19 protein-coding genes, 3 tRNA genes and 1 pseudogene are annotated in these 20,811 nt (G+C 70.4%); 12 read left to right on the top strand and 11 right to left on the bottom strand.

The window, feature by feature from the left end:
- Positions 1 to 13 precede the first annotated feature (13 nt).
- The gene (locus tag GKE56_RS01970) at positions 14 to 613 is read left to right on the top strand and encodes a TetR/AcrR family transcriptional regulator (protein WP_154683127.1); all 600 of its coding nucleotides are present in this window, start codon (positions 14 to 16) and stop codon (positions 611 to 613) included.
- 15 nt (positions 614 to 628) lie between these two features.
- Here the strand turns inward: GKE56_RS01970 and ettA are convergent.
- The 5 genes and pseudogenes from ettA to GKE56_RS01945 all read right to left on the bottom strand — a co-directional run bounded on the left by ettA (position 629) and on the right by GKE56_RS01945 (position 7,310).
- A pseudogene (gene ettA / locus GKE56_RS01965) lies at positions 629 to 2,312 on the bottom strand (energy-dependent translational throttle protein EttA).
- 53 nt (positions 2,313 to 2,365) lie between these two features.
- The gene (locus GKE56_RS01960; RefSeq protein WP_195908211.1) at positions 2,366 to 2,956 is read right to left on the bottom strand and encodes a single-stranded DNA-binding protein; all 591 of its coding nucleotides are present in this window, start codon (positions 2,954 to 2,956) and stop codon (positions 2,366 to 2,368) included.
- 161 nt (positions 2,957 to 3,117) lie between these two features.
- The gene (locus GKE56_RS01955) at positions 3,118 to 4,791 is read right to left on the bottom strand and encodes a GTPase (protein ID WP_230209121.1); all 1,674 of its coding nucleotides are present in this window, start codon (positions 4,789 to 4,791) and stop codon (positions 3,118 to 3,120) included.
- A complete protein-coding gene (locus tag GKE56_RS01950; RefSeq protein ID WP_370518437.1) occupies positions 4,788 to 6,494 on the bottom strand; it encodes a dynamin family protein in 1,707 nt (568 codons plus the stop codon). The genes GKE56_RS01955 and GKE56_RS01950 overlap by 4 nt, the downstream gene beginning before the upstream one ends.
- Before the next feature lie 66 nt (positions 6,495 to 6,560).
- The gene (locus GKE56_RS01945; protein ID WP_154683125.1) at positions 6,561 to 7,310 is read right to left on the bottom strand and encodes a hypothetical protein; all 750 of its coding nucleotides are present in this window, start codon (positions 7,308 to 7,310) and stop codon (positions 6,561 to 6,563) included.
- Positions 7,311 to 7,388: 78 nt separating this feature from the next.
- On the opposite strand from GKE56_RS01945, the gene thpR reads away from it, so the two are divergent.
- Entirely contained in the window at positions 7,389 to 7,961 is a 573-nt protein-coding gene (gene thpR / locus GKE56_RS01940; RefSeq protein WP_154683124.1) for an RNA 2',3'-cyclic phosphodiesterase, read from the top strand.
- A gap of 110 nt (positions 7,962 to 8,071) precedes the next feature.
- The gene (locus GKE56_RS01935) at positions 8,072 to 8,959 is read left to right on the top strand and encodes a hypothetical protein (protein ID WP_154683123.1); all 888 of its coding nucleotides are present in this window, start codon (positions 8,072 to 8,074) and stop codon (positions 8,957 to 8,959) included.
- Between the two features lie 81 nt (positions 8,960 to 9,040).
- Here the strand turns inward: GKE56_RS01935 and GKE56_RS01930 are convergent.
- Positions 9,041 to 9,117 (bottom strand) — tRNA-Arg (locus tag GKE56_RS01930).
- Between the two features lie 88 nt (positions 9,118 to 9,205).
- On the opposite strand from GKE56_RS01930, the gene GKE56_RS01925 reads away from it, so the two are divergent.
- Positions 9,206 to 9,865, top strand: coding sequence for a 4'-phosphopantetheinyl transferase superfamily protein (locus GKE56_RS01925; protein WP_195908210.1), 660 nt, complete (start codon positions 9,206 to 9,208; stop codon positions 9,863 to 9,865).
- On the opposite strand, the gene GKE56_RS01920 is transcribed toward GKE56_RS01925, so the two are convergent.
- Positions 9,849 to 11,003, bottom strand: a complete 1,155-nt coding sequence (locus GKE56_RS01920; protein ID WP_154683121.1) for a PrsW family intramembrane metalloprotease — start codon at positions 11,001 to 11,003, stop codon at positions 9,849 to 9,851. The genes GKE56_RS01925 and GKE56_RS01920 overlap by 17 nt on opposite strands.
- Before the next feature lie 127 nt (positions 11,004 to 11,130).
- On the opposite strand from GKE56_RS01920, the gene orn reads away from it, so the two are divergent.
- Both orn and GKE56_RS01910 read left to right on the top strand, forming a co-directional pair.
- The gene (gene orn / locus GKE56_RS01915; protein WP_154685563.1) at positions 11,131 to 11,700 is read left to right on the top strand and encodes an oligoribonuclease; all 570 of its coding nucleotides are present in this window, start codon (positions 11,131 to 11,133) and stop codon (positions 11,698 to 11,700) included.
- 90 nt (positions 11,701 to 11,790) lie between these two features.
- Positions 11,791 to 11,866: transfer RNA gene (locus GKE56_RS01910), tRNA-His, on the top strand.
- Positions 11,867 to 11,917: 51 nt separating this feature from the next.
- On the opposite strand, the gene GKE56_RS01905 is transcribed toward GKE56_RS01910, so the two are convergent.
- Together GKE56_RS01905 and GKE56_RS01900 are read right to left on the bottom strand one after the other, a co-directional pair.
- Positions 11,918 to 12,118: a hypothetical protein gene (locus GKE56_RS01905; RefSeq protein WP_154683120.1), complete on the bottom strand. Its 201-nt coding sequence runs from the start codon at positions 12,116 to 12,118 to the stop codon at positions 11,918 to 11,920.
- Positions 12,115 to 13,020, bottom strand: a complete 906-nt coding sequence (locus tag GKE56_RS01900) for an SPFH domain-containing protein (RefSeq protein WP_154683119.1) — start codon at positions 13,018 to 13,020, stop codon at positions 12,115 to 12,117. The genes GKE56_RS01905 and GKE56_RS01900 overlap by 4 nt, the downstream gene beginning before the upstream one ends.
- A 123-nt stretch (positions 13,021 to 13,143) precedes the next feature.
- Here GKE56_RS01900 and GKE56_RS01895 point away from each other — a divergent pair, with 123 nt between their 5' ends.
- Entirely contained in the window at positions 13,144 to 13,773 is a 630-nt protein-coding gene (locus GKE56_RS01895) for a copper resistance CopC family protein (protein ID WP_195908209.1), read from the top strand.
- A gap of 57 nt (positions 13,774 to 13,830) precedes the next feature.
- A tRNA-Lys gene (locus GKE56_RS01890) sits at positions 13,831 to 13,903 on the top strand.
- Positions 13,904 to 14,244: 341 nt separating this feature from the next.
- On the opposite strand, the gene GKE56_RS01885 is transcribed toward GKE56_RS01890, so the two are convergent.
- Positions 14,245 to 15,468 (bottom strand): hypothetical protein, encoded by a 1,224-nt coding sequence (locus GKE56_RS01885; protein ID WP_230209120.1) that lies wholly within the window; start codon positions 15,466 to 15,468, stop codon positions 14,245 to 14,247.
- Positions 15,469 to 15,753: 285 nt separating this feature from the next.
- Here GKE56_RS01885 and GKE56_RS01880 point away from each other — a divergent pair, with 285 nt between their 5' ends.
- Both GKE56_RS01880 and GKE56_RS01875 read left to right on the top strand, forming a co-directional pair.
- Positions 15,754 to 17,115, top strand: coding sequence for an NAD(P)/FAD-dependent oxidoreductase (locus GKE56_RS01880; RefSeq protein ID WP_154683117.1), 1,362 nt, complete (start codon positions 15,754 to 15,756; stop codon positions 17,113 to 17,115).
- A gap of 774 nt (positions 17,116 to 17,889) precedes the next feature.
- Positions 17,890 to 18,132 carry a hypothetical protein gene (locus GKE56_RS01875; protein WP_154683116.1) on the top strand — a complete coding sequence of 81 codons (243 nt, stop codon included), beginning with the start codon at positions 17,890 to 17,892 and terminating at the stop codon, positions 18,130 to 18,132.
- Here the strand turns inward: GKE56_RS01875 and GKE56_RS01870 are convergent.
- Complete coding sequence (locus GKE56_RS01870; protein ID WP_195908208.1) at positions 18,113 to 18,838, bottom strand: uridine kinase; 726 nt, start codon at positions 18,836 to 18,838, stop codon at positions 18,113 to 18,115. The two genes, GKE56_RS01875 and GKE56_RS01870, sit on opposite strands and share 20 nt — an antisense overlap.
- A 185-nt stretch (positions 18,839 to 19,023) precedes the next feature.
- On the opposite strand from GKE56_RS01870, the gene GKE56_RS01865 reads away from it, so the two are divergent.
- On the top strand, positions 19,024 to 19,401 hold the full coding sequence (locus GKE56_RS01865) for a YciI family protein (protein WP_154683115.1): 378 nt from the start codon (positions 19,024 to 19,026) through the stop codon (positions 19,399 to 19,401).
- 89 nt (positions 19,402 to 19,490) lie between these two features.
- The gene (locus GKE56_RS01860; protein WP_154683114.1) at positions 19,491 to 20,777 is read left to right on the top strand and encodes an RNA polymerase sigma factor; all 1,287 of its coding nucleotides are present in this window, start codon (positions 19,491 to 19,493) and stop codon (positions 20,775 to 20,777) included.
- Positions 20,778 to 20,811: the final 34 nt, after the last annotated feature.

The raw sequence follows: 20,811 nt of genomic DNA, 5'->3' as shown, positions 1-20,811 counted from the left end.
CATGCTGTCAACCATGTCCTCCCCTGCGCGGCCCGCGGAAACGGGCACCGACGCCCCGCACCGCCTCCTCGATGCGGCCGCCGAGGCGTTCGCCGACCGGGGCTTCCACGCGACCACCACCCGCGACATCGCCTCGCGGGCCGGGCTGTCGCCCGCCGGGGTCTACGTCCACTTCGCCTCGAAGGAGGAGCTGCTGTACCAGCTCAGCCGCGAGGGGCACGTGGCGGCCCGCGACCTGCTGCTGGCTGCCGCCGACGGCGCCGACTCCCCGGGCGAGGCCCTGCGGGCGATCATGGCGACCTTCGCCCAGTGGCATGCCGAGCACTTCCGCGTCGCCCGGATCGTGCAGTACGAGTTCGCCAACCTCACCTCCGAGCACCGCGACGCCGTGCTCGCCCTGCGCAAGGAGATCGACGGCGTGCTGCGGCAGGTCGTTGCGGACGGCGTGGCCAGCGGCGAGTTCGCCGTCGACGACGTCCCCGATACGACCTTGGCGCTGATGTCGATGGCCGTCGACGTGGCGCGGTGGTACGACCCGGAGATCAAGCGCACGCCGCAGGCCATCGGCGAGGCCTACGCGGACCTCGGCCTGCGGCTCGTCCGAGCGCGCTGACCGAGGTCGCGCGCGTCAGTCGCGGGTGAGCTTGCGGTAGGTGACCCGGTGCGGGCGCGCGGCGTCCGCGCCGAGACGCTCGACCTTGTTGGACTCGTACGCCTCGAAGTTGCCCTCGAACCAGTACCACTTGCTGGGGTTCTCGTCGTCGCCCTCGTAGGCCAGGATGTGCGTCACCACCCGGTCGAGGAACCACCGGTCGTGGCTGATGACGACCGCACAGCCGGGAAAGTCGAGCAGCGCGTTCTCGAGGGAGCCCAGGGTCTCGACGTCGAGGTCGTTGGTGGGCTCGTCGAGGAGCAGCAGGTTGCCGCCCTCCTTGAGGGTGAGCGCGAGGTTGAGGCGGTTGCGCTCGCCACCGGACAGGACGCCGGTCTTCTTCTGCTGGTCCGGGCCCTTGAACCCGAACTGCGAGACGTACGCCCGGGACGGGATCTCGACGTGACCGACCTGGATGTAGTCGTGGCCACCGGAGACGGTCTCCCAGAGGTTCTTCGCCGGGTCGAGCCCACCGCGGCTCTGGTCGACGTAGGAGATCGAGACCGTCTCGCCGATGTCGACGACGCCGGCGTCCGGCTCCTCGAGGCCCACGATCGTCTTGAACAAGCGTGGTCTTGCCGACGCCGTTGGGTCCGATCACGCCGACGATGCCGTTGCGCGGCAGCGTGAAAGAGAGGTCGTCGATGAGGACGCGGTCGCCGAAGCCCTTGCGGAGGTTCTTGACCTCGATGACCTTGCTGCCCAGGCGTGGGCCCGGGGGGATCTGGATCTCGTCGAAGTCCAGCTTGCGGGTGCGGTCCGCCTCGGCGGCCATCTCCTCGTAGCGGGCCAGTCGAGCCTTCGACTTGGTCTGCCGGGCCTTGGCGTTGGACCGCACCCACTCGAGCTCCCCCGCCAGCCGCTTGGCGAGCTTGGCGTCCTTCTTGCCCTGGACCTCGAGTCGGGCGGCCTTCTTCTCCAGGTAGGTCGAGTAGTTGCCCTCGTAGGGGTAGGCCCGACCGCGGTCGAGCTCGAGGATCCAGCCGGCGACGTTGTCCATGAAGTACCGGTCGTGGGTCACCGCGACGACGGCGCCGTGGTAGGCGGCGAGGTGCTGCTCGAGCCACAGGACCGACTCGGCGTCGAGGTGGTTGGTGGGCTCGTCGAGCAGCAGCAGGTCGGGCTTCTGGAGAAGCAGCTTGCACAGGGCGACCCGGCGGCGCTCACCGCCGGACAGGACCGTGACGTCGGCGTCCGGCGGGGGGCAGCGCAGAGCGTCCATCGCCTGCTCGAGCTGGGAGTCGAGGTCCCAGGCGTCGGCGGCGTCGATGGCCTCCTGGAGCTTGCCCATCTCTTCCATCAGCGCATCGAAGTCGGCATCGGGCTCGGCCATCTCGGCGGAGATGGCGTTGTAGCGGTCGAGCTTGGCCTTGATCTCGCCGGCGCCCTCCTCGACGTTGCCGAGGACGGTCTTCTCCTCGTTGAGCTCGGGCTCCTGCATGAGGATGCCGACCGAGAACCCCGGGGTCAGTCGCGCCTCGCCGTTGGAGGGCTGGTCCAGCCCCGCCATGATCTTGAGCACCGAGGACTTGCCCGCGCCGTTGGGGCCGACAACACCGATCTTGGCGCCTGGCAGGAACGAGAGGGTGACGTCATCGAGGATGACCTTGTCGCCGTGAGCCTTGCGGGCCTTCGACATGACGTAGATGAACTCGGGCATGGGGGCAAGGCTATCCGCCGACGCCCCCATGCCCGAATCCGTGTCACCGGCGGTCACACCGCGGTGAGCCGGGGCTGGTCCGTCTTCTCGTCCGCAGCGGGGGCGTCGTCGTCGCGATGGGCGAACTGCCCCGGCGCCGGCTCGGTCGCCCCGGGCGCGTTGCCCTCGCGCAGGACGTAGGGGTCGGAGTCGGCATCCTCGGCCAGGAGCTCTCGTTCGAACCCGGCGTGCGTGCTCTGGACCGCCTCGTCGGCAAGCCGGTCAGTCTGGTCCACCTGGGCGCGGGACACCCGCACGAGCTCGGTGGTCCCCCAGGTCAGGTCGTGGCCGACGCAGTAGGCGTCGATCTCGACCGAGGTCGCGGGGATGTTGTCGCTGCGCATCCACTGGTTGACGCGCATCCGGCCGTAGACCACGACCGGGTCGCCCTTCTTCAGGGAGTTGCCGACGTTGGCCCCGAGTGTGCGGAAGGCCGTCACGCTGAAGAAGTTCGTCGGGCCGTCCTCGTACTCCCGCGACTGCGGGTTGGGCCGGCGCACCGTCGACGCCAGCCGGAAGGCGGTGAACGGCACGCCTCCGCGGGTGACGCGCGACTCCGGCGTGGCCACGACTCGTCCCTGCACCGTGGTGTAGATCTCGTTCATGATGTCTCCCCTCATCTGCCTGACCCCGGTTCCGGGGTCAGGCAAGCGTGGAAGACCTCAGCGTCGCCGGCGACGCGGGCGCAGCGCCCCTGTGGACGAGCCCGTCCAGGTCGTCGGCGTGTGAACCGCCGACGCGACAACCCCGGCGATGACCCGCCGACTCAGTGAGCGGCGCGGTCGAGGGCTCCGCGGGTGTCGCGGTGGCGGGCGAGGACCGCCCGGACCGGGGCCATGATCCGGTCGACGGCGACCGTCGAGACGGCGCCCAGCAAGAGCTCACGCACGTGCTGGCCCCGACGTCGCGCGCCGACCCGCCCGAGGCTGCGGCTGAGCGACGCGAGCGCCAGCCCCAGCAGCAGGCCACCGGCGAACATGAGCAACGGGTACGGGAGCGGCCCGAGCCGCGGAGGCTGCACCTCGGGCAGCGCGAGCCACCCCAACACCACCAGGACCACGAGCCACACCAGTCCCAGCACCGCGACGGCGGCGAGCAGCAGCTGGGAGAGGCCGAAGACCCGCCACCACAACGGAGGGCGCATCTTCAGCGAGGTGCCCACGATGGCCTGGTCGAGGGCGTCGGCGAGGTCCGGGCCAGGTGGCGTGGCGGCATCGGCAACGGCCTCCGCCCACCGCGGGGGCAGCCCCTCGGCAGCGGCGTCGCCGACCCGCCGGGTGGCCAGCTCCACGCTGGCGCGCGCCGCAGGCGAGGGCGGCGGCAGGGAGGAACGGCCGAGCACGCTGCGGACGTCTGAGGCCGTGACGGCCAGCTTGGTGTCGACGGCGTCGCGGGACTCCAGCCGCAGCCGCTTCATCGGGTCCGGGCGCAGTGCCGAGACCCACCGGGTGAAGGGCCAGCCGGTGCGCCCCCAAGCCTGGTTGCGATAGTCGCGCTCGACGGCGGCGACCACCGTCGGGATGCCCGCGGCGCGGCCCAAGGCCTCGACCAACTCGGTGTCGGCGGCATCGGACAGCGAGGGCTCCTGGTCTGCCACGTCGCTGCGCAGCCGGCCGGCGGCGGCGCGGATGTCGGCGGCCAGCCGGTGCTTGGCGGCGTTGTGCCCTGCCACCGCTGCGGCGATCCGCAACCGGAGGTCGGCGATACCCGCACCCGTCGTGGCTGAGGTGGCGAGCACCTGCACGCCGCCGATGCCGTCGACCTCGGCGAGCCGCGCGAGGTCGGCGCGCACCCGTTTCGTCTCGTCGTCGGTGAGTCGGTCGGACTGGTTGAGCACGACGACAGTCACGGCGTCATGGGTCGCGAGGACCCGCAGGTGATCGTCGTGCAGGCGCGCATCGGCATACTTCTGGGGGTCGGTCACCCAGACGAACACGTCGACCAGGGCGAGGACCCGCGCAGCCTCCTCACGGTGCTCGATGACCCGGGAGTCGAAGTCGGGCAGGTCGAGCAGCACGAGGCCGTCGAGAGTGCCGACGCTCGACCCGTCGGCCGGAGCAGACTCGACGTGGTGGCGCTGCGACACGGCGAGCCAGTCGAGCAGCTCGGTGGCGTCCTGCTCGCCCCAGACCGCCGCCACCGGCCGGGACGTGGTGGGCCGACGCGCGCCGACGAGCGCGACGGGCGCACCGACGAGGGCGTTGAACAGGCTCGACTTGCCCGAACCCGTGGCGCCGGCGAGCGCCACGACGGTGTGGTCCCCGGCCTTGGCCGTCCGCTCGGAGACCTTGGTGACAACCTCGTGAGCGGCGGCCACCCGGACCCGGTCAAGCTGCGCGCCGCCCGCGACCAGGGCGTCGCTCAGCGACCGCGAGCGCAGCTTGAGCTCCTCGGCGCTGAGCGCCTTGACTTGGGCGCCGCCCATCTTCAACGGGCTCATCGAACCGCCTTCACCGCTGCTGCGGACTCTGCCAGACGCTGTGCCTGGGCTGCCTTGACGTCCAGTGGGGCCAGAACCCCGTCGTACCGGGCCTGCTCGGCGGCGAACAGCTCGTGCACGTGCTCGAGGAGCCGCCGGCGCGCCTTCGCGGCCATCTCGCGGACCGCCTGGTCACCGAAGATCGCCTCGAGCACCTTCTGCGCGAGCACCGCGGTGCCCCCGGCGATTCCCACCTCGGCACCGACGAGACCGCCGGTGTGGGCGAAGACCACGAGCATGAGGATCACCCCGATCCCGTTGAGCCCGTATGCCGCGATGCGCGCGGTGGTGCGGCGGTCCCGGCCCTCGTTGCGCACGAGCTCGAGGAGCTCGCCCTGCCAGTCCCGGACGAGGCGCTCGATCTTGGACTCGAGGTCCGGAGCCGGCTTCGCGAGTCCGGGGTGGGCGGCGAGGACCGGGTCAGCGCCCGGGAGCTGACGCCAGGACCGCACGACGGAGGCTGACGCACCGTGAGCCTGGGCCGAGACCAAGGCAGCCACGCCGGACTGCAGGGCCTCACCGAGGTCTCCGGCGGGCGGGACGGTGCCCTTGATGGCCGCGGTGAGGCGGTCGCGCACCCTCGAGATCGTGGACTCGACCTGCCTGAAGAACTCGCCGGTGCCGACGTACTCCTGCCAGCGTGCGAGCACCTCGCCGCGCAGCAGGGTGCCGTCGGTCACGCCGTGCTCCACCTGGCGCATCGCCTCGGCGTAGGCCTCGGAGGGCACTGCGTGGAGGGACTCGACGGCGGCCACCTGGGCCCTGCTCGCCGCGACGAGCGACGCGGCGCGCGCATCGAGAGAGGCGAGGGCGCCCTCGAGGGTCTGGCGGACGATGACGCCGCGAGCCCGGGCGTCACTGGCGAGCGCAGTCAGCCAGGACCTGAGCCGGGCGATGTCGGAGTCCGGCACGCGACCGGCCGGGGTGAGCCTCGCCTCGGGGATGCCGAAGATGGGAGCGGTGGACAGCCCCTGCTCACGGAGCATGCCGGCGAGGTGGCTGCGGATGTCGGTCATGGCCTCGGGGGGCACGCGGTCGAGCACGATCGCGAGCGCCGTGCCGTGCTCGGACGCCTGGCGCAGGAGGTCCCACGGGACGGCGTCGGCATACCGCGCCGCGGTGGTGACGAAGAGCCACAGGTCGGCAGCTGCGAGGAGCTGGCTGGCGAGGGCGCGGTTCGCGCTCACCACCGAGTCGATGTCGGGGGCGTCGAGCAGTGCCATGCCGGGCGGCAGTGAGCGCGACTCGACGAGCCGCAAGGACAGGACGCCGTCTTCGCTGCTGCGCGCGCCCGTCACGCGGGACAGGCTCGGGAGGATGCGGTCGCCGAGGAACCAGTCCCGGTCCTGCGGGTTGTGCACGAGGACGGGAGTCGTGGTGGTGGGGCGCAGGACACCCGACGGGCTCACCTCGGCATCGACGATCGAGTTCACCAGCGTCGACTTGCCGGCCCCTGTGGACCCACCGACCACGGCCAGGAGGGGCGCGTCGATGGAACGCAGCCGTGGGATGACGTAGTCGTCGAGCTGGTTGAGCAGCGCTGCTCGCGTCACCCGGCCCGCGACGGCCTCGGGGATGTCGAGCGGCAGGGCTGCCGCCTCCACCTCGTCCCTCAGCGCCGTCACAGCGCCGAGCATGGACATGGCATCGACCCCTGAACTCACGTCGCAAGCCTAGCCAACGCGAGCACATCGCTCGTGCACGCGGAGGCCGTGGCGAGCCCCCGATCGCTAGAACTTGCGGAAGTAGTCGTCGTAGCCGCTGGCGGTCGCGCCGTCCCCCGCTCCACCGGCCCGGGGATGGAGGCGTTCGACCGGCTCGATCTGCTCCACCCCGTCGAGCACGAGCGCATCCGGCTCTGCGGCCGGTTCAGGCCGATGTCGCCGTCGACGAGCGAGCGCCGGCTCGTCGGGGTCGTCGGGGTCGCGCGGCAGCCGGAGCCACCACAGCAGGACCGCCGCGAGCAGCAGCGACGTCGCAACCGGCACTGACAGTCCACCAATGGCCTGCTCGACGATGCCGGGTCCGGGGTTGGACGTCACCACCGAGGGATCCGAGCTGGAGTACGGGCTGTCACCGAACAGGGCGAGCGCGTTGACCACGACGAGCGTCAGGGTCACCAGCGCGGTGAGCGCCCACACGACCAGCAGCTCCCACCGCAGGATCCGCAGGTTGCTCACCGGGCGGACGGCGACCACGACGCCCACGGCCACGGCCAACAGCACGGCCCCGATCAGGAGGTTCACGGGCGCCCGGAAGATCCCGCTGTAGAAGGCCAGGGTCACGATCCGCCGGAAGAAAGGGACATCCGCGGGTGCCAGGCCGTCCGTGCCGAAGGGCGAGAACTGGGCGCTGCTCTGGAAGGCAGCCCACAGCTCCTGCACCGCACCGGCGATCGCGGCCAGCGCCCCGACCTCCATCAACCGCACCGTGACGAATCCCAGTCGCGGCATGGACAGCTCACGCTCCGGCAACGGCATACGGCCTCCCCCTCCGCGGTGTCCAACCCAATCTAGTCACGCCGGATGCCCGCGGCCCGTCGGCGCAAGAATGGGTGGATGCGCATGTTCGCCGCCCTCACCCCCACTGACGACGCGGTCGAGGACCTCGCCATGTTCCTCGAGCCGCGTCACCTGGTCGGCGACGACGTGCGCTGGACCGACTCCGACCAGTGGCACGTCACGCTCGCCTTCATGGCCGCGGTGCCCGACCGAGCGGTGGAGGCGGTCGCCGAGGCGGTGGCCGAGGTGGCGACGGGCCACCCCGGGATCGACGCACAGCTCACCGGAGCCGGCACGTTTCCACACCCGGCGTCCGCCCGGGTGCTGTGGATCGGGGTCGAGGGCGACCTGGGCGCGCTGGCTCGTCGGGTCCGGGGCGCCTGCAACCACGCGGGCGGAGCACCGCAAGGCGGCCCCTTCCATCCGCACGTGACCGTGGGGCGCTTCCGCAGGCCGGTCGAGGCCACCCGCTGGGTCCGCGTGCTCGACGGGTATGCCGGGCCTGCCTGGACTGCGCGCGAGGTCACCCTGGTGGCGTCCCACCTCGGGGAGGGCCGGGGCCGGCGTCCCCGGCACGAGGTCCTGGCCCACATCCCCCTCGACGCCCGACCAGCCACCACAAAGGGGTGACGGCACACCTACGCAGATCGACAGATCCCCACGCGCCCGAGGGTTCCTAGCGTGGTGGTGCCGCGGTTCTGTCGAGCCGCGGTTTCCGCTCAGGAGGAAGCAGGAACACCATGAAGCCGAGGCATCTCGCGCTGGCAGCGGTGCTGCCGCTGGCGCTGCTCGCGGCCGCCCCGATGTCGTCCGCCGCTGGAGGGGGTCAGCTCTCCGGCGCGATCTTCACGACCGACGTGACCGGGGCTCCCGTCAATCTCAACCACTACCTACTCAAGACAGACGTCTACCTCAACGGCGGTCCCGGCATCAACGCCCCCGCCAGTGCCGCCGGCCTGCCGGCGGACACCTACACCTTCCAGGTCACGAGCCCCAACGGCCGTTCCGTGCTGTCCACGGACGCACTGGCGTGCCGCCAGTTCACGGTCGACAGCTCCGGGGTGATCCAGAGCGTCGCCCCGAGCGTGCCCTGCGCCCACGCCACTGGGACGGATGCCGAAGACAAGGGCATCACCGTGCAGCTGGCTCCCTTTGCCGACACCCCCAACCCCGGCGGCGTGTACAAGGCCTGGGTCACGCCCACGTCACGGCTCGACTGCAAGAACGCCAGCAAGACCGGTTGCTTCGTGCCGCGCTACTCCAAGACCGACAACTTCAAGGTCAAGGCCAACGCGATCGTCGAGATCGACACCCGGTTCTGGCAGAACGGGACGGCCCTGCTCGGCCTGGCCGCCAACTGGACCGACACCGTCGGCGCGTCGAACGTGAAGTTCTCTGAGTGGAACCCGGCGGTCCTCGCCTACAACGAAGCACACGTCGAGGCGGCAGAGGAGGGCACGCACACCATCTCCGTCGCGAACCAGCCCGGGTGCACGATCGACTCGGTCGTCGGTCCGGACGGCTCGGTGTACCGCAACGGCAGTGGTCGGTACAGCATCTCCGTGACGGTCGCCCCCTGGAACGCCGGCGACGACACCACCTACCGGGTCGAGGTGAACTGCACGTAGTCCCAGCGCCTCACCCGCACTCCCCATCGGGGGCCTGTCGTCGCACGGGCCCCCGATGGCCTGTCGGTCCGCGGCGTGCAGTGGTGCCCCCAGCAGGACTCGAACCTGCGACCTAGAGATTAGAAGGCTCTTGCTCTATCCAGCTGAGCTATGGGGGCGGCGCGCCTGAGGCCGAGCGCCCGCACAGTGTAAGGGCGGTGCGATGATCGGTGCGTGAGCTCACAGGTCACCGTCCATACCCACCGCGTGTCGAACGACGCTGGCGAGCTGGCCCGACTCACCGCGCTGTTGGACGACCACGAGCGGGCGCGCTCGCGACGTCGCCCGGACCCTGCGAGCTACGTCACCGCCCACGCTCTGCTCCGCACCGTCGCCGGGGAGTGGACCGGCCAGCGGCCGCAGGACATCGAGTTCGACCGGGAGTGCGCGACGTGTGGCAGCGTCGCCCACGGCAAGCCCGTGATCCGCGGTCACGCCGGCGTCTACGTCTCGCTGTCGTATGCCGGCGAGCTGGCTGTCGCGGCGGTCACCGATGTCGGTGAGACCGGGGTGGACGTCGAGCAGGTCGACGAGACCGACTTCGAGGGCTTCGACGCGGTGACCCTCGCCCTCGAGGAGGTCGCCGCGTTCCAGTCGGTCGCCATGCCCGAGCTCGCGGTGGCACGAGCTCGTGTCTGGGCGCGCAAGGAGTCAGTCCTCAAGGCGTCGGGTCACGGCCTGGCCGTCGACCCGCGGGACGTGGTCGTGACGGGGCCTGGCGACCCAGCCGGCCTGGTGCACTGGCGAGGCGACCGACCCCTGCGGGCACCGGTGCAGCTCGACGACGTGCCGCTCCCCCAGCCCGGGTATGCCGCCGCGGTCGCCGTCCTGACGGAGGCGCCGGTGGAGCTCAGCGTCCGGAGCTGACGAACTCGCGCCGCCGGGCTGTCAGCGCCTCGAGCAGCTCCTGTTCGGTCTCCAGGGCGCGGGCATCGGCGGCACTATGGTGCATCCGTACGCGCAGCAGGGCGAGCTCGCTCGCTGCGTCCTGGAACCGTCGCATCGAGCGCAGCGCCGATGCGCCGCCCGTCGTCTTGGCCCACATGCGCGCGCTGCGCCGACCCGCCATCGTCGAGAGCATGTGCACCTCGCTGGGGGTGAGCCAGCCGGCATCGGCATACGGGCTGAGGTATCTCCCGATGAGCCGCCCCTCACGACGCCGCGCCCACACGACCAAGGTGAGGAAGGCCGCGAAGACCGGCACCTCGACGGCGACATAGACGGTCACCATGCCGGCGGCGCCGGTCACGGCGGCGAGGTTCCACAGCGCGTGAGCCATGACCGCGAGCAGGTAGCCCCCGAGGGGCGCGAGCACCTTCAGCGGCCGATGCCGGGTGGTGGCGGCGATCCCGATGCCGATGCCGGTGAGGACCGTGAACATCGGGTGGGCGAAGGGCGTGAACAGCCCGCGGGCGATGAAGGTGCCGGTGAGGGCTTGGTCGCCGCCCTGCTGGTAGGCCAGGCCGAGGTACTGGATGTTCTCGGTGAACGCGAAACCCGCGGCGACGATCCCGGCATAGACCATCCCGTCGATGATCCCGTCGAACTCGCGCCGTCGCAGCCACCAGACGAGGGCGACAAGGAGACCCTTGCTGGCCTCCTCGACCAGCGGAGCCGAGAACACCGCGGTGGCCAGGGACGCCTCACTCGCCGTGCCCGTCGCCGCCTGGAAGGCGACGTCCGCCCCGGTGTTGAAGATCGCTGCCGCGATGGCGGCGACCAGCGCACCCCAGAGGAAGGCGACCACGAGGTACCGCGTCGGCTCGGCCTCGAACCGGTCGAGCCACAGGAACGTGGGGATGACGATCCCGAGCGGAAGCGCCGCCAGCAGGATCGCCAGCAGCGTCGTCACGAGGCCCAAGGTGGCCCCGTAGTACACCGCCAGGACGATGGCGGCGAGGGTGAACCCCACGACGATCAGTCCGGCAAGCAGCCACCCGCGCAGCGCGGGTCGCCCCGTGCGTCGCTGCGCCATGGCATACGGCCGCTCCGCTCCCCACGTCATGCGGGCAGGCTAGTGCAGGCCCCGCGGACAGCACCCGGCTGACACCGGGGGGCCGTAGGGTGGTCCGGTGCCACAGAACCCCACAGAACGCTCCGTCAACGACCGCATCGTCTGGATCGACTGCGAGATGACCGGGCTGTCCCTGCAGAGCGACGCGCTCATCGAGGTGGCCGCGCTGGTCACCGACTTCGAGCTCAACCAGCTCGGGGACGGCGTCGACCTCGTCATCAAGCCACCCGCTGAGGCGTTGGAGCAGATGGACGACTTCGTGCGGGGGATGCACACGACGTCCGGCCTGCTCGAGGAGCTCGACGGCGGCACGACGATGCAGGACGCCCAGGACCAGGTGCTCGCCTACGTCCGGCAGTGGGTCCCCGAGCCCCGCAAGGCTCCGCTGGGCGGCAACACCGTGGCCACCGACCGGGGGTTCCTCGCGCGCGACATGCCGGACCTCGAGGCCCACCTGCACTACCGGATCATCGACGTGTCCTCGATCAAGGAGCTCTCTCGCCGCTGGTACCCCCGGGCCTACTTCAGTGCCCCCTCCAAGTCGGGCGGTCACCGGGCCCTGGCAGACATCCGAGAGTCGATCGCCGAGCTGCGGTACTACCGCGAGGCCGTTTTCGTCCCCGCGCCCGGCCCCGACTCCGACACGGCCAAGGAGATCGCCGCCCGGCACGTGGTCGACCCCAGTTGACCCGGTTCCGAGGGTGGTCATGAGCATCTCCCCGAACCGGGTACGATGGTCGTCGCTTGCGCGGCCGGCACCGTCCGGCCGTGACGCATGGTGGGTGTAGCTCAGCTGGTAGAGCGCTGCGTTGTGGTCGCAGATGTCGCGGGTTCAAGTCCCGTCACTCACCCCAGAAGGTGTGGGCCGTGCTCCCTTGGGGCGCGGCCCACACTCGTCTTCCGGCTCAGTCGTCGGTGCTGCGAGGGCGGCCGCGCTTGGGCAGCGGAGCGGCCTGTTTGGGCATCCGTCCCGCTTCGGCCAGGGCGCGTCGCAGGACGAGCTCGATGTGCGCGTTCACGCTGCGGAACTCGTCGTTGGCCCAGCGGGTCAGGGCATCGTGCACCGCCGGGTCGACCCGGAGCAGGACCTGCCGACGCTCGCTCACGTATACAGGGAGCCGGTGTTGACGACGGGCGACGGCGGCTGGTCGCCGCAGAGCACGACCATCAGGTTGCTCACCATGCTGGCCTTGCGCTCCTCGTCGAGCTCGACGACGCCGTTCTCGGCCAGCCGGTTCAGGGCGAGCTCGACCATCCCCACCGCACCCTCGACGATCCGACTGCGGGCGGCCACCACGGCGTTGGCCTGCTGGCGCCGCAGCATGGCCTGGGCGATCTCCTGCGCGTAGGCGAGGTGGGAGATGCGCACCTCGACGACCTCCACACCGGCGATCACGACCCGCTCGGCGACCTCGACCGCCAGCTGGCCGGAGACGATGTCGACCGACCCGCGCAGTGACGTACCGGTCTCGGTGTGGTCGTCGTAGGGATGGCTGGTTGCGACGTGACGCAGCGCCGACTCCGCTTGAACGGAGACGAAGTCCTGGTAGCTGTCCACGGCATACGTCGACTTGGCGGTGTCGGCGACCTGCCAGACGACGATCGCCGCGATCTCGACCGGGTTGCCGTCGGCGTCGTTGACCTTGAGGTGGTTGGTCTCGAAGTTGCGGACCCGGACGCTCACGCTGCGGCGGCGGATGAGCGGGAGGACCCACCAGAACCCGGGCCTGCGGACGGTCCCGACGTAGCTGCCGAAGAACTGCAGGACCGAGGTCTGCCCGGGCGGCACGATGACGAGCGAGGTGACGACGAGGACGAAGACGAGCAGCGGCAGCCACAGCAGGCCCTTGTCGTGCCGATCGGCGAGATAGACGCCGTAGCCGGCCGCGGCGAGCACCACCACCCCCAGCCAGCCGTTGACCGCCAGGGCGGGCCGCTCGGTGATGTCGACCCGGGCCCCCTGGTGGCCGACCGGTCCAACGCGTTCGGTCGAGTCGATGGTCGCCATGCTGGGCTCCTTCGCACGAAAAGTGATATCTGAGTGATATCACTTTTCCCCGGCGAGCACCACCCCCACGTCAGAGTCGGCGACGCGGGCACTCGACCGGGGGCCATCAGGCAGGATGGCCCTGTGTTCACGCAGCAACGGACCACCCGACGGTCCGTGGCGATCTCGACCTCGGCGACCCTCCTCGGCCTCGCGCTGGGAGTGCTCGGCTCGGTCGCGCTCGCGAGCGCAGCCCAGGCCCATGCCGCCCTGGTTGCCGCATCCCCCGCCAGCGGCTCCGTCCTGTACGCGCCACCGAGCCGGGTGGTCCTGAGGTTCTCCGACCCGGTGAGCACCAGCTTCGCCACGGTCTCCGTGACCGATGGCGCCGGCCGTTCGGTCGACGCAGGCCCCGCCACGGTGGACGGGGCGGTGGTCACCCAGCCGCTCGCGCCCGGCCTCGCATCCGGCCGGTATGCCGTGTCGTACCGGATCGTGTCGGACGACGGCCATCCGGTGTCCGACACCTACTCGTTCAGCGTCGCTCTCCCCGGGGACGGGTCTGCCTCCGCCGACGCGACGGCGGCACCGACCAAGGCACCGACCCAGCCCGCCGGCGGGGGGTCGGCGGACCCTCACGCCGCCGGCCACGGCGCCACCGGGACGGCCTCGAACCCCGAACTCCGAGTCGGACTGGCCGTGGCAGTGGGCACCCTCGCCCTCGCCGCGGGGACTGCGCTGGTCGCCGCGAGCCGCCGCCGCCAGCGTTCCTGAGGAGGTCCTCAGCCGATTTCACCTGCGCCACGGGGTCCTGCTAATGTCTCCACTCGCGCGCCATTAGCTCAATTGGCAGAGCAGCTGACTCTTAATCAGCGGGTTCGGGGTTCGAGTCCCTGATGGCGCACTTCATCGCTGTGTGGCCTCGGTTGATCATTGACGAAACGTGATCGGCTGAGGCCTTACCCGTTCTCGGCTGATCCTTGACATCGTCTCGGTTGATGCTTGACACCCACCCCGTCCCGTTCTCGGCTGCTGTCGACGGGACGAGGTGGGCGAATGCTCAGGGAGATCAGCATGGTCGAACAGCGCTGTCAGGCAGTGCTGGCCGTGGTGGAGGACGGCCTGTCGGTGACCGATGTGGCGGCGAAGGTCGGGGTGTCCCGACTCGCCGAGCACCACGATGAAGAGCGGTGCTCGGCGAGATCGTCAGTTTGCTGGGGAAACCGGGAGAGACGCCCTAGGCCATCATGAGTCGGCGATGGAGAAGTCGGTGAAGCGCCAGGTGGCCGGTGAGCCGCCGGTGTCGACGATCTCGACGCCGTAGCAGATCTGGTCGACCGTGGAGCTCGCCGCCACCCGGCCCTGCGCGACCACGTAGTTCAGCATGGCCTTGAGGTCCAGGGTGCCGGACGCGTAGCTGGCTCCGCCGGAGGGGACGAAGGCGAGGTAGCCGTTGCCACTGGTCGCGTACACGTCCCAGGCGTGCCCGCTGAGGCTCACCCCGGTGGCGACCCGAGACCCGGCGGGGACCTGGTTGTGGTTGTCGGTCCAGATCATGACCTCGTCGTTGGGGACCCCGTTGAGCCACAGGTCGTAGGCGACGTTGTAGATCCCGACACCCGGGGCGGTCGCGGCGTAGGTGGAGGTCAGCTTGGGGAAGCTCGAGATGGTGCGGCCGGAGTAGTCCTTGTGCACGTTGGGATAGGTCTTGACCGCGCCGTCGCCGGTGTTGCTCGCGGTGCCGATGTGGTTCCAGGAGTGATATGAGCACACCTGGGTGGTGCCCTGGGTTCCGGGGTAGTTGCCGGCGTTCCACAGGTTGTTGTGCACGTAGTACCCGCCGTCGCTGACCCCGCCATTGGGGTCGCTGGTGGTGAAGTACGGGCTGCTGCAGACGGTGCCAGTGGGCGTCGAGGTCGACGTTGGTGTCGACGTCGGTGTCGTGGCTGTCGTCGTACTCGGGGTCGGCGACGTCGTGCTGGTCGTGGGACTGGGGGTGGGCGAGGTCGTGCTGGTGGTCGGAGTCGGTGTGGGCGACGTCGTGCTGGTGGTTGGTGTCGGCGTCGCCCCACTGGCGGTCGTGAACGCTCGGTCGGCGCCGTACGCGGCCCCGGTGGCGTCAATGGCGACGAGGCGGTAGTGGTATGTCACGCCGGCTGCGAGGCTGCTCAACGCTGCCGAGACGGCCACGGTCGAGCGAGAAGACCCGACATTCTGCATCTGCGTCGACGAGCCATATGCCGCACTCGTGCCCCATTCGAAGTGCGCCGTGGTCGCCGAGCGACGCACACTCACCGTGCCGTTCAGAGTGCCCGAACTGGCGGTGACGTTCGTCGCCGTGGTGGTCTTCACGCTCTGCGTGCCTCCCGACACCAGTCGGGCGGGGATGCCGCTCGGCTGGTGGAGCACGGCGACTGCGGCGACGAGCGAAGACGCGGCGAGCGCGGTGAGTAGGGGTCGAAACTTCACAAGGCCTCCTGGGCTGACTGCTTCTTCATGTGGTCATCGGCCAGCCTGCGGAGCCCTACTCCCCGCGCACCTGGTCGGCACCCGGACTCACCACCCAAGCCAATACGTCGGAATTAGGCAAATCGAGACCGGCTGGAGAGCTTTCCCCGAGGCGGCGGGTGCCCACCCCAGGGACCCGCCGCTCCCACCTGGTGATGATCGGTCACCCGCCAGGTCGAGGCGCAACTGCTGTCGACGCCAAGGGCGTGGGTTTTCCTGGCGCCCGCAATGGGCGAGACTTCCTGAGTGGCATCTGCGGTCGTCGTCGGTGCAAGCGTGGCGGGGCTCCTGACCGCGCGAGTTCTCTCCGACCTCGTGGACGACGTGGTGGTCCTGGAGCGCGAGCACCTCATCGACGCGCCGGCCGCGCGAGGGCACGTCCCTCAGGGCAGGCACCTGCATCTGTTGCTCACTGCCGGCCTGGGCCTGATGGTCGACTGGTTTCCGGGGATCCGCGAGGAGCTCGAGGGGCTGGGCGCGGTTCGGATCGACGGCAGCCGCGCCTGGGTCTACCAGGCGGGCGGCTACCGCGCCCAGGGCGACTGGGGTCGAGCCGCCCTCAGCATGACCCGGCCCCTGCTGGAGCAGGTACTTCGTCGTCGAGTCGCGTTGCTCGAGAACGTACGGCTGGAGGATGGGGTTGCCGTGGACCGGGTCGAGGTGTCCGACGGGCGGGTGTCGGGCGTCGTGGTCGACGGCGTCTCGCGTCCGGCTGACCTGGTGGTGGACTGCTCCGGCCGGTCCTCCCGGATCGCGCACCAGCTCGCGTCATCGGGGATCCTGGCGCCGCCGGTGAGCCAGGTGAGCATCGACTGCGCTTACACCAGCGGCTTCATGCAACGCTCGACGGACGACTTCGAAGGGACCTTCCTGGTCTGCGGGACCTCACCGCCGACCTCGTTCCGCGGCGGGGCGGTGCTCCCGGTCGAGGGTGAGCGGTGGATGGTGACGTTGGCCGGTGTGCACGGCGATCTCCCGGGTATAACCGAGGGCGAGCTCCTCTCGTTCGCCCGAGGGCTGTCGTCGCCGGCGGTCGGCCAGCTCCTGGCTCGCGCGGGGCCCTTGTCATCTGTGGCTGTCTACCGCTTCCCGTTCAGCCAGCGGCGACACTACGAGAAGACTCGTCAGCTCCTGCCGGGGTTCGTCACGCTGGGCGACGCCGCCTGCAGCTTCAACCCCATCTACGGGCAGGGCATGGCGTGCGCCGCCCTGCAAGCCGAAGCGCTCGGCGAAACGGTGCGCACGACGGGAGTCGGGTCCCCGGACCTGCCACGGCTCTTCCACCGCCGGGCCGCCCGGATCATCGACGCTCCGTGGGCGATCGCCGTCGGTGCGGACTTCATGCATCCGATGACGGTCGGGCCCAAGGCCCGAGGCACCGACGCGCTCAACCGCTACGTTCTACGGGTCGTCAAGGCCACCCACACCTCGGTGCCGGTCGCGAGGTCGTTCAACCGCGTGCTCAACCTGGTGGAGCCGCCCACCACACTGATCCGTCCCTCGGTACTAGGCCGGGTCCTTGCATCCTCCCTCCCCGGGCCTCACCGGCCAGCCCCGGTTCACCATCCACGAGTCGGGCCGCCGAGCGCCGTTCAGGCGGACGGCTGACCGACCCACCGGCGCCCCCTTCGGCGAGGGCGCCATCAGCGCGCCCTTCGGCGGGGGCGCGGTTTGTCGCCGGGTGCGTGTGTTTGACGTACGACATGGGCAGCGGTTCTGCCACGGCCGATGCATCGCGTCACGCCCGGGACCGCAATCGCTCTTCCATGGTGTGGGGCGGTGAGATCCGCGCCCACACGACCCCGGAGGCCACCATGCAATCCCCAGACGAGACGAGGGTGACCACGCAGCGCAGGGCTGGAGTGCCGCGGCGGGCCGTGGTCGGCGGCGCGGCGTGGTTGGCGCCTGCAGTGGTGGTCGCCACGGCGGCACCCGCGCGCGCGGCATCCGTCCCCCCATGCACCCCGGTCCGGCTGGTGACCGACTGGTCGTCGGCGTCCTATGTCCGCACGAGTGCCACCAGCGCCACGTACACGTGGGTCAATCCGCTGGGCAACGGCTCCATCCCCGTACTGACCCTGACGATTGCCGCCGCCGCCGTCGGACCGGCGTTCAGCTCGCTCGCACCTGGCGATCTCTCCTCCACGCCAGCGCCGATCGGCGGGCAGAGCGTGCCCGGCCTGGACCTGAGCCTGGACCTCCTCCAGAACACGACAAACCTCACGAACACGGGTGCCGACTACACCTTCACCTTCAGCCGGGCCGTGACCAACGTCGCGTTCACCATCGCCGACATCGACGGGGTGTACTTCAACGCCACCAGCACCAACGCCGGCGCGGGAGCGCGTCTTCCTGACCTCCCCATCCGCGATCAGCGGGACGGTGACCGACTCCGCCTACCTGACGGGCACGGGCACCGCACCCGACCCGTGGCGGCGCCGCCCGAACTCGACGCCCAACCTTCTCAACCTGCCTCAGACCTCCAGCTCGGGGAACGTGTCAGTGACGTCGGCGGCGCTCTCCCAGTTCAGCGTCGGCTACCGGCTGCTGGAGAACAGCACGCCCAAGCCGTCCAACTACAACGTCTTCCTCACCCCGATCAGCTTCACCGTGCTCTGCCCCTAGGCGAAGACGCGACGTCCGCAGTCCTCTCGGCTGGCCGGGCCGCCTCGAGACGCGGCGCCTGCGGGTCGGTGTTGTCGATGACCAGGTCTGCCCTGGTGTGCGGTGAGCGTTGCGCGAAGTAGAGCTCCTGGCCGCCGACGTAGCGTCGCATCGTGGGGTGGGTGGGGTCTGGGTGGGTGCCGTCCCGCGCGGCCATGCGCTGGGTGGTGACCGTGAAGGGGACCTCGAGCCAGATCGTGAGCTCGAAGCAGTCCTGCAGCTCGGCGCGCTGGAGGAACAGCCCGTCGACGAGGACGACCGCTCCGGCAGGTGCGCGTTCGGGCGGGGCGTGCAGGACCCGGTCCGTGTGCAGGTCGTGACCCTTGCGACGGAACCATCGAGAGCCGTCCGGCCCCAAGGGCTCCAGGACCTCCTGACGCAGGCGGTCGTAGTCATAGGAGTCCAGCCAGAAGCCGATCGGCGAGGTACGGCCGCGGGCGTACCGGTGGGCTCGCGTGTGGTGCCAGTCGTCGACGGAGACTCGCACCACCTGGCGACCCGCGGCGATCAGGATCGCAGCCAGGTCATCCGCGAACCATGTCTTGCCGGACCCGTCCACCCCATCGACAGCCACCCGCACGCAGTCCTCTCGGCTGGCCGGCGGAACGTGGGTGGCAACGCGTTCGAGGAGGCGCGCGCGGGGCAGGGATGCCGGCGGGGTGGCCATAGGGTCCATTGTCGGGCCTGCGACTGGTCAAGCAGCGCGGTGACGGATCACGGCTGGACGTGGTCCCCTCCTGCGGGTATCCCTACAGGTTCGCAACAATGTCCTGACGGTGATGTCGAAGAGCTCGCTCGCTGTTCGACGTAGGTGCGACAGAGCAGCTCCCCCAACCGGAAGGACTCAGTGAGATGCCGCGCTTCATGGGATTCGTGAAGATGGAAGAAGGTTCCGGCGCCCCGCCCCAGGCGCTGATGGATGCGATGGACGGCTACATCGGAGAGCAGGCCGCCAAGGGCGTCTTCCTCGACGGTGGCGGCCTGTATGGCACCGAGGACGCGGTCAACTTCGTGGTCCGTCAGGGTGAGACCTCCCGCGTCGACGGCCCCTACGCGGAGACCAAGGAGGTCGTCGGCGGGTTCGCCATCCTGCAGTACGACACGCTCGAGGAAGCCATCGCCGGCCAGCAGGAGTTCGCCGACCTGCACGCGAAGTTCTGGCCCGAGTGCAGCATGGTCGCCACGCTGCGCCAGATCTCCGAGGCGCCGCCGGAGGCGGCCGACGCCTGACCCCGGCCGCCCCGGCCGTGACCGGGCTCCCAGGCCTGACGGAGCCGGGCGCCGCGCAACCGCGGCGTCCGGCCTCGTAGGCTCGGGGCGTGTCAGCCGAAACCGCGACCGCCGAGGCGATCACCACTGCGTGGCGGGCGGAGTCGGCCCGACTCGTCGGGGCCCTGACCCGCATGACGCGTGATGTCGAGCTCGCCGAGGACCTCGCGCAGGATGCCCTCGTGGCCGCCCTCGAGCAGTGGCCCACGACCGGCGTGCCGGCCAATCCCGCCGCCTGGCTGATGACCACGGCCAAGCGGCGCGGCATCGACCATTTCCGCCGCGCTGACAACCTTCGCCGCAAGACCGAGGAGCTCGGCCACGCCCAGGCGAGCGGAGAGGAGGAGCAGGTGCCCGATCTCGACGCCCAGGTCGACTACATCGAGGACGACGTCCTGCGCCTCATCTTCCTCTCCTGCCACCCCTCCCTCACACCGGAGTCCAGGGCAGCGCTCACGCTCCGCCTGGTGGGCGGTCTGACGACCGGGGAAATCGCCCGGGGCTTCCTGGCCACCGAGTCCGCGATGGGCCAACGGATCTCCCGAGCCAAGAAGACGCTTTCCGATGCCGCCGCGGACTTCGAGCTGCCAACCGGCGCGGACCGCGACAAGCGCCTCGACGACGTGATGGCAGTCATCTACCTGATCTTCAACGAGGGGTACTCGGCCGCCGCGGGTGAGCACTGGATGCGACCCGACCTGGCGAACGAGGGGATGCGGCTGGCCCGGATGCTGGCCGCTCTCGCGCCCCACGAGCCCGAGGCACTCGGGCTCCAGGCGCTGCTGGAGATCCAGGGCTCGCGCATCGGCGCGCGGCTGGACGAGCTCGGTGCACCGGTACTTCTAGAGGCGCAGGACCGGTCACGATGGGACCAGCTGCTGATCCGGCGCGGGTTGGCCGCCCTGCAGCAAGCGCAGGGGCTCGCCGCGCGCGGCAAGCCGGTTGGGAAGTACTTCCTCCAGGCGTCGATCGCCGCGGAGCACGCACGCGCCCAGCGAGCAGAGGACACCGACTGGCGCCAGATCGCCCGACTGTACGACGTGCTCGCCGAGGCAGCTCCGGGGCCGATCGTCGAGGTCAACCGCGCGGTCGCCCACGGTCGGGCGTTCGACCCCGCCGCCGGGCTCGCCATCCTTGCGGAACTCGACGCCGACCAGCTCGGCGACTCACCGCTCGTCCCAAGCGTGCAGGGCGACCTGCTCGAGCGGGCCGGGCTGCACGCCGAGGCGGCCGAGGCCTTCACCGAGGCGGCCGCGCATACCCGTAACGACGCGGAGCGCGCACTCCTGCAGCGGCGCGCGGACGAAAACCTGGCCCGCGTGTCGAGATCCGGCTGACCCGTTCGACGCACGGGAAACAGCCCCGACCGAG

This window comes from Nostocoides sp. HKS02 (assembly GCF_009707485.1).
GTDB lineage: Bacteria > Actinomycetota > Actinomycetes > Actinomycetales > Dermatophilaceae > Pedococcus.
The sequence above is the reverse complement of the archived record's forward strand: the minus strand, read 5'-3'. Positions and strand labels throughout refer to the sequence as shown.

Excerpts from the sequence above, each read along its gene's own strand:
- GKE56_RS01900 (WP_154683119.1), bottom strand. The coding sequence starts at position 13,020 with ATGGCGACCATCGACTCGACCGAACGCGTTGGACCGGTCGGCCACCAG.
- thpR (WP_154683124.1), top strand. The coding sequence starts at position 7,389 with ATGCGCATGTTCGCCGCCCTCACCCCCACTGACGACGCGGTCGAGGAC.
- GKE56_RS01960 (WP_195908211.1), bottom strand. The coding sequence starts at position 2,956 with ATGAACGAGATCTACACCACGGTGCAGGGACGAGTCGTGGCCACGCCG.
- GKE56_RS01955 (WP_230209121.1), bottom strand. The coding sequence starts at position 4,791 with ATGAGCCCGTTGAAGATGGGCGGCGCCCAAGTCAAGGCGCTCAGCGCC.
- GKE56_RS01865 (WP_154683115.1), top strand. The coding sequence starts at position 19,024 with ATGCCGCGCTTCATGGGATTCGTGAAGATGGAAGAAGGTTCCGGCGCC.
- GKE56_RS01935 (WP_154683123.1), top strand. The coding sequence starts at position 8,072 with ATGAAGCCGAGGCATCTCGCGCTGGCAGCGGTGCTGCCGCTGGCGCTG.
- orn (WP_154685563.1), top strand. The coding sequence starts at position 11,131 with ATGACCGGGCTGTCCCTGCAGAGCGACGCGCTCATCGAGGTGGCCGCG.
- GKE56_RS01920 (WP_154683121.1), bottom strand. The coding sequence starts at position 11,003 with ATGACGTGGGGAGCGGAGCGGCCGTATGCCATGGCGCAGCGACGCACG.
- GKE56_RS01870 (WP_195908208.1), bottom strand. The coding sequence starts at position 18,838 with ATGGCCACCCCGCCGGCATCCCTGCCCCGCGCGCGCCTCCTCGAACGC.
- GKE56_RS01945 (WP_154683125.1), bottom strand. The coding sequence starts at position 7,310 with ATGCCGTTGCCGGAGCGTGAGCTGTCCATGCCGCGACTGGGATTCGTC.
- GKE56_RS01970 (WP_154683127.1), top strand. The coding sequence starts at position 14 with ATGTCCTCCCCTGCGCGGCCCGCGGAAACGGGCACCGACGCCCCGCAC.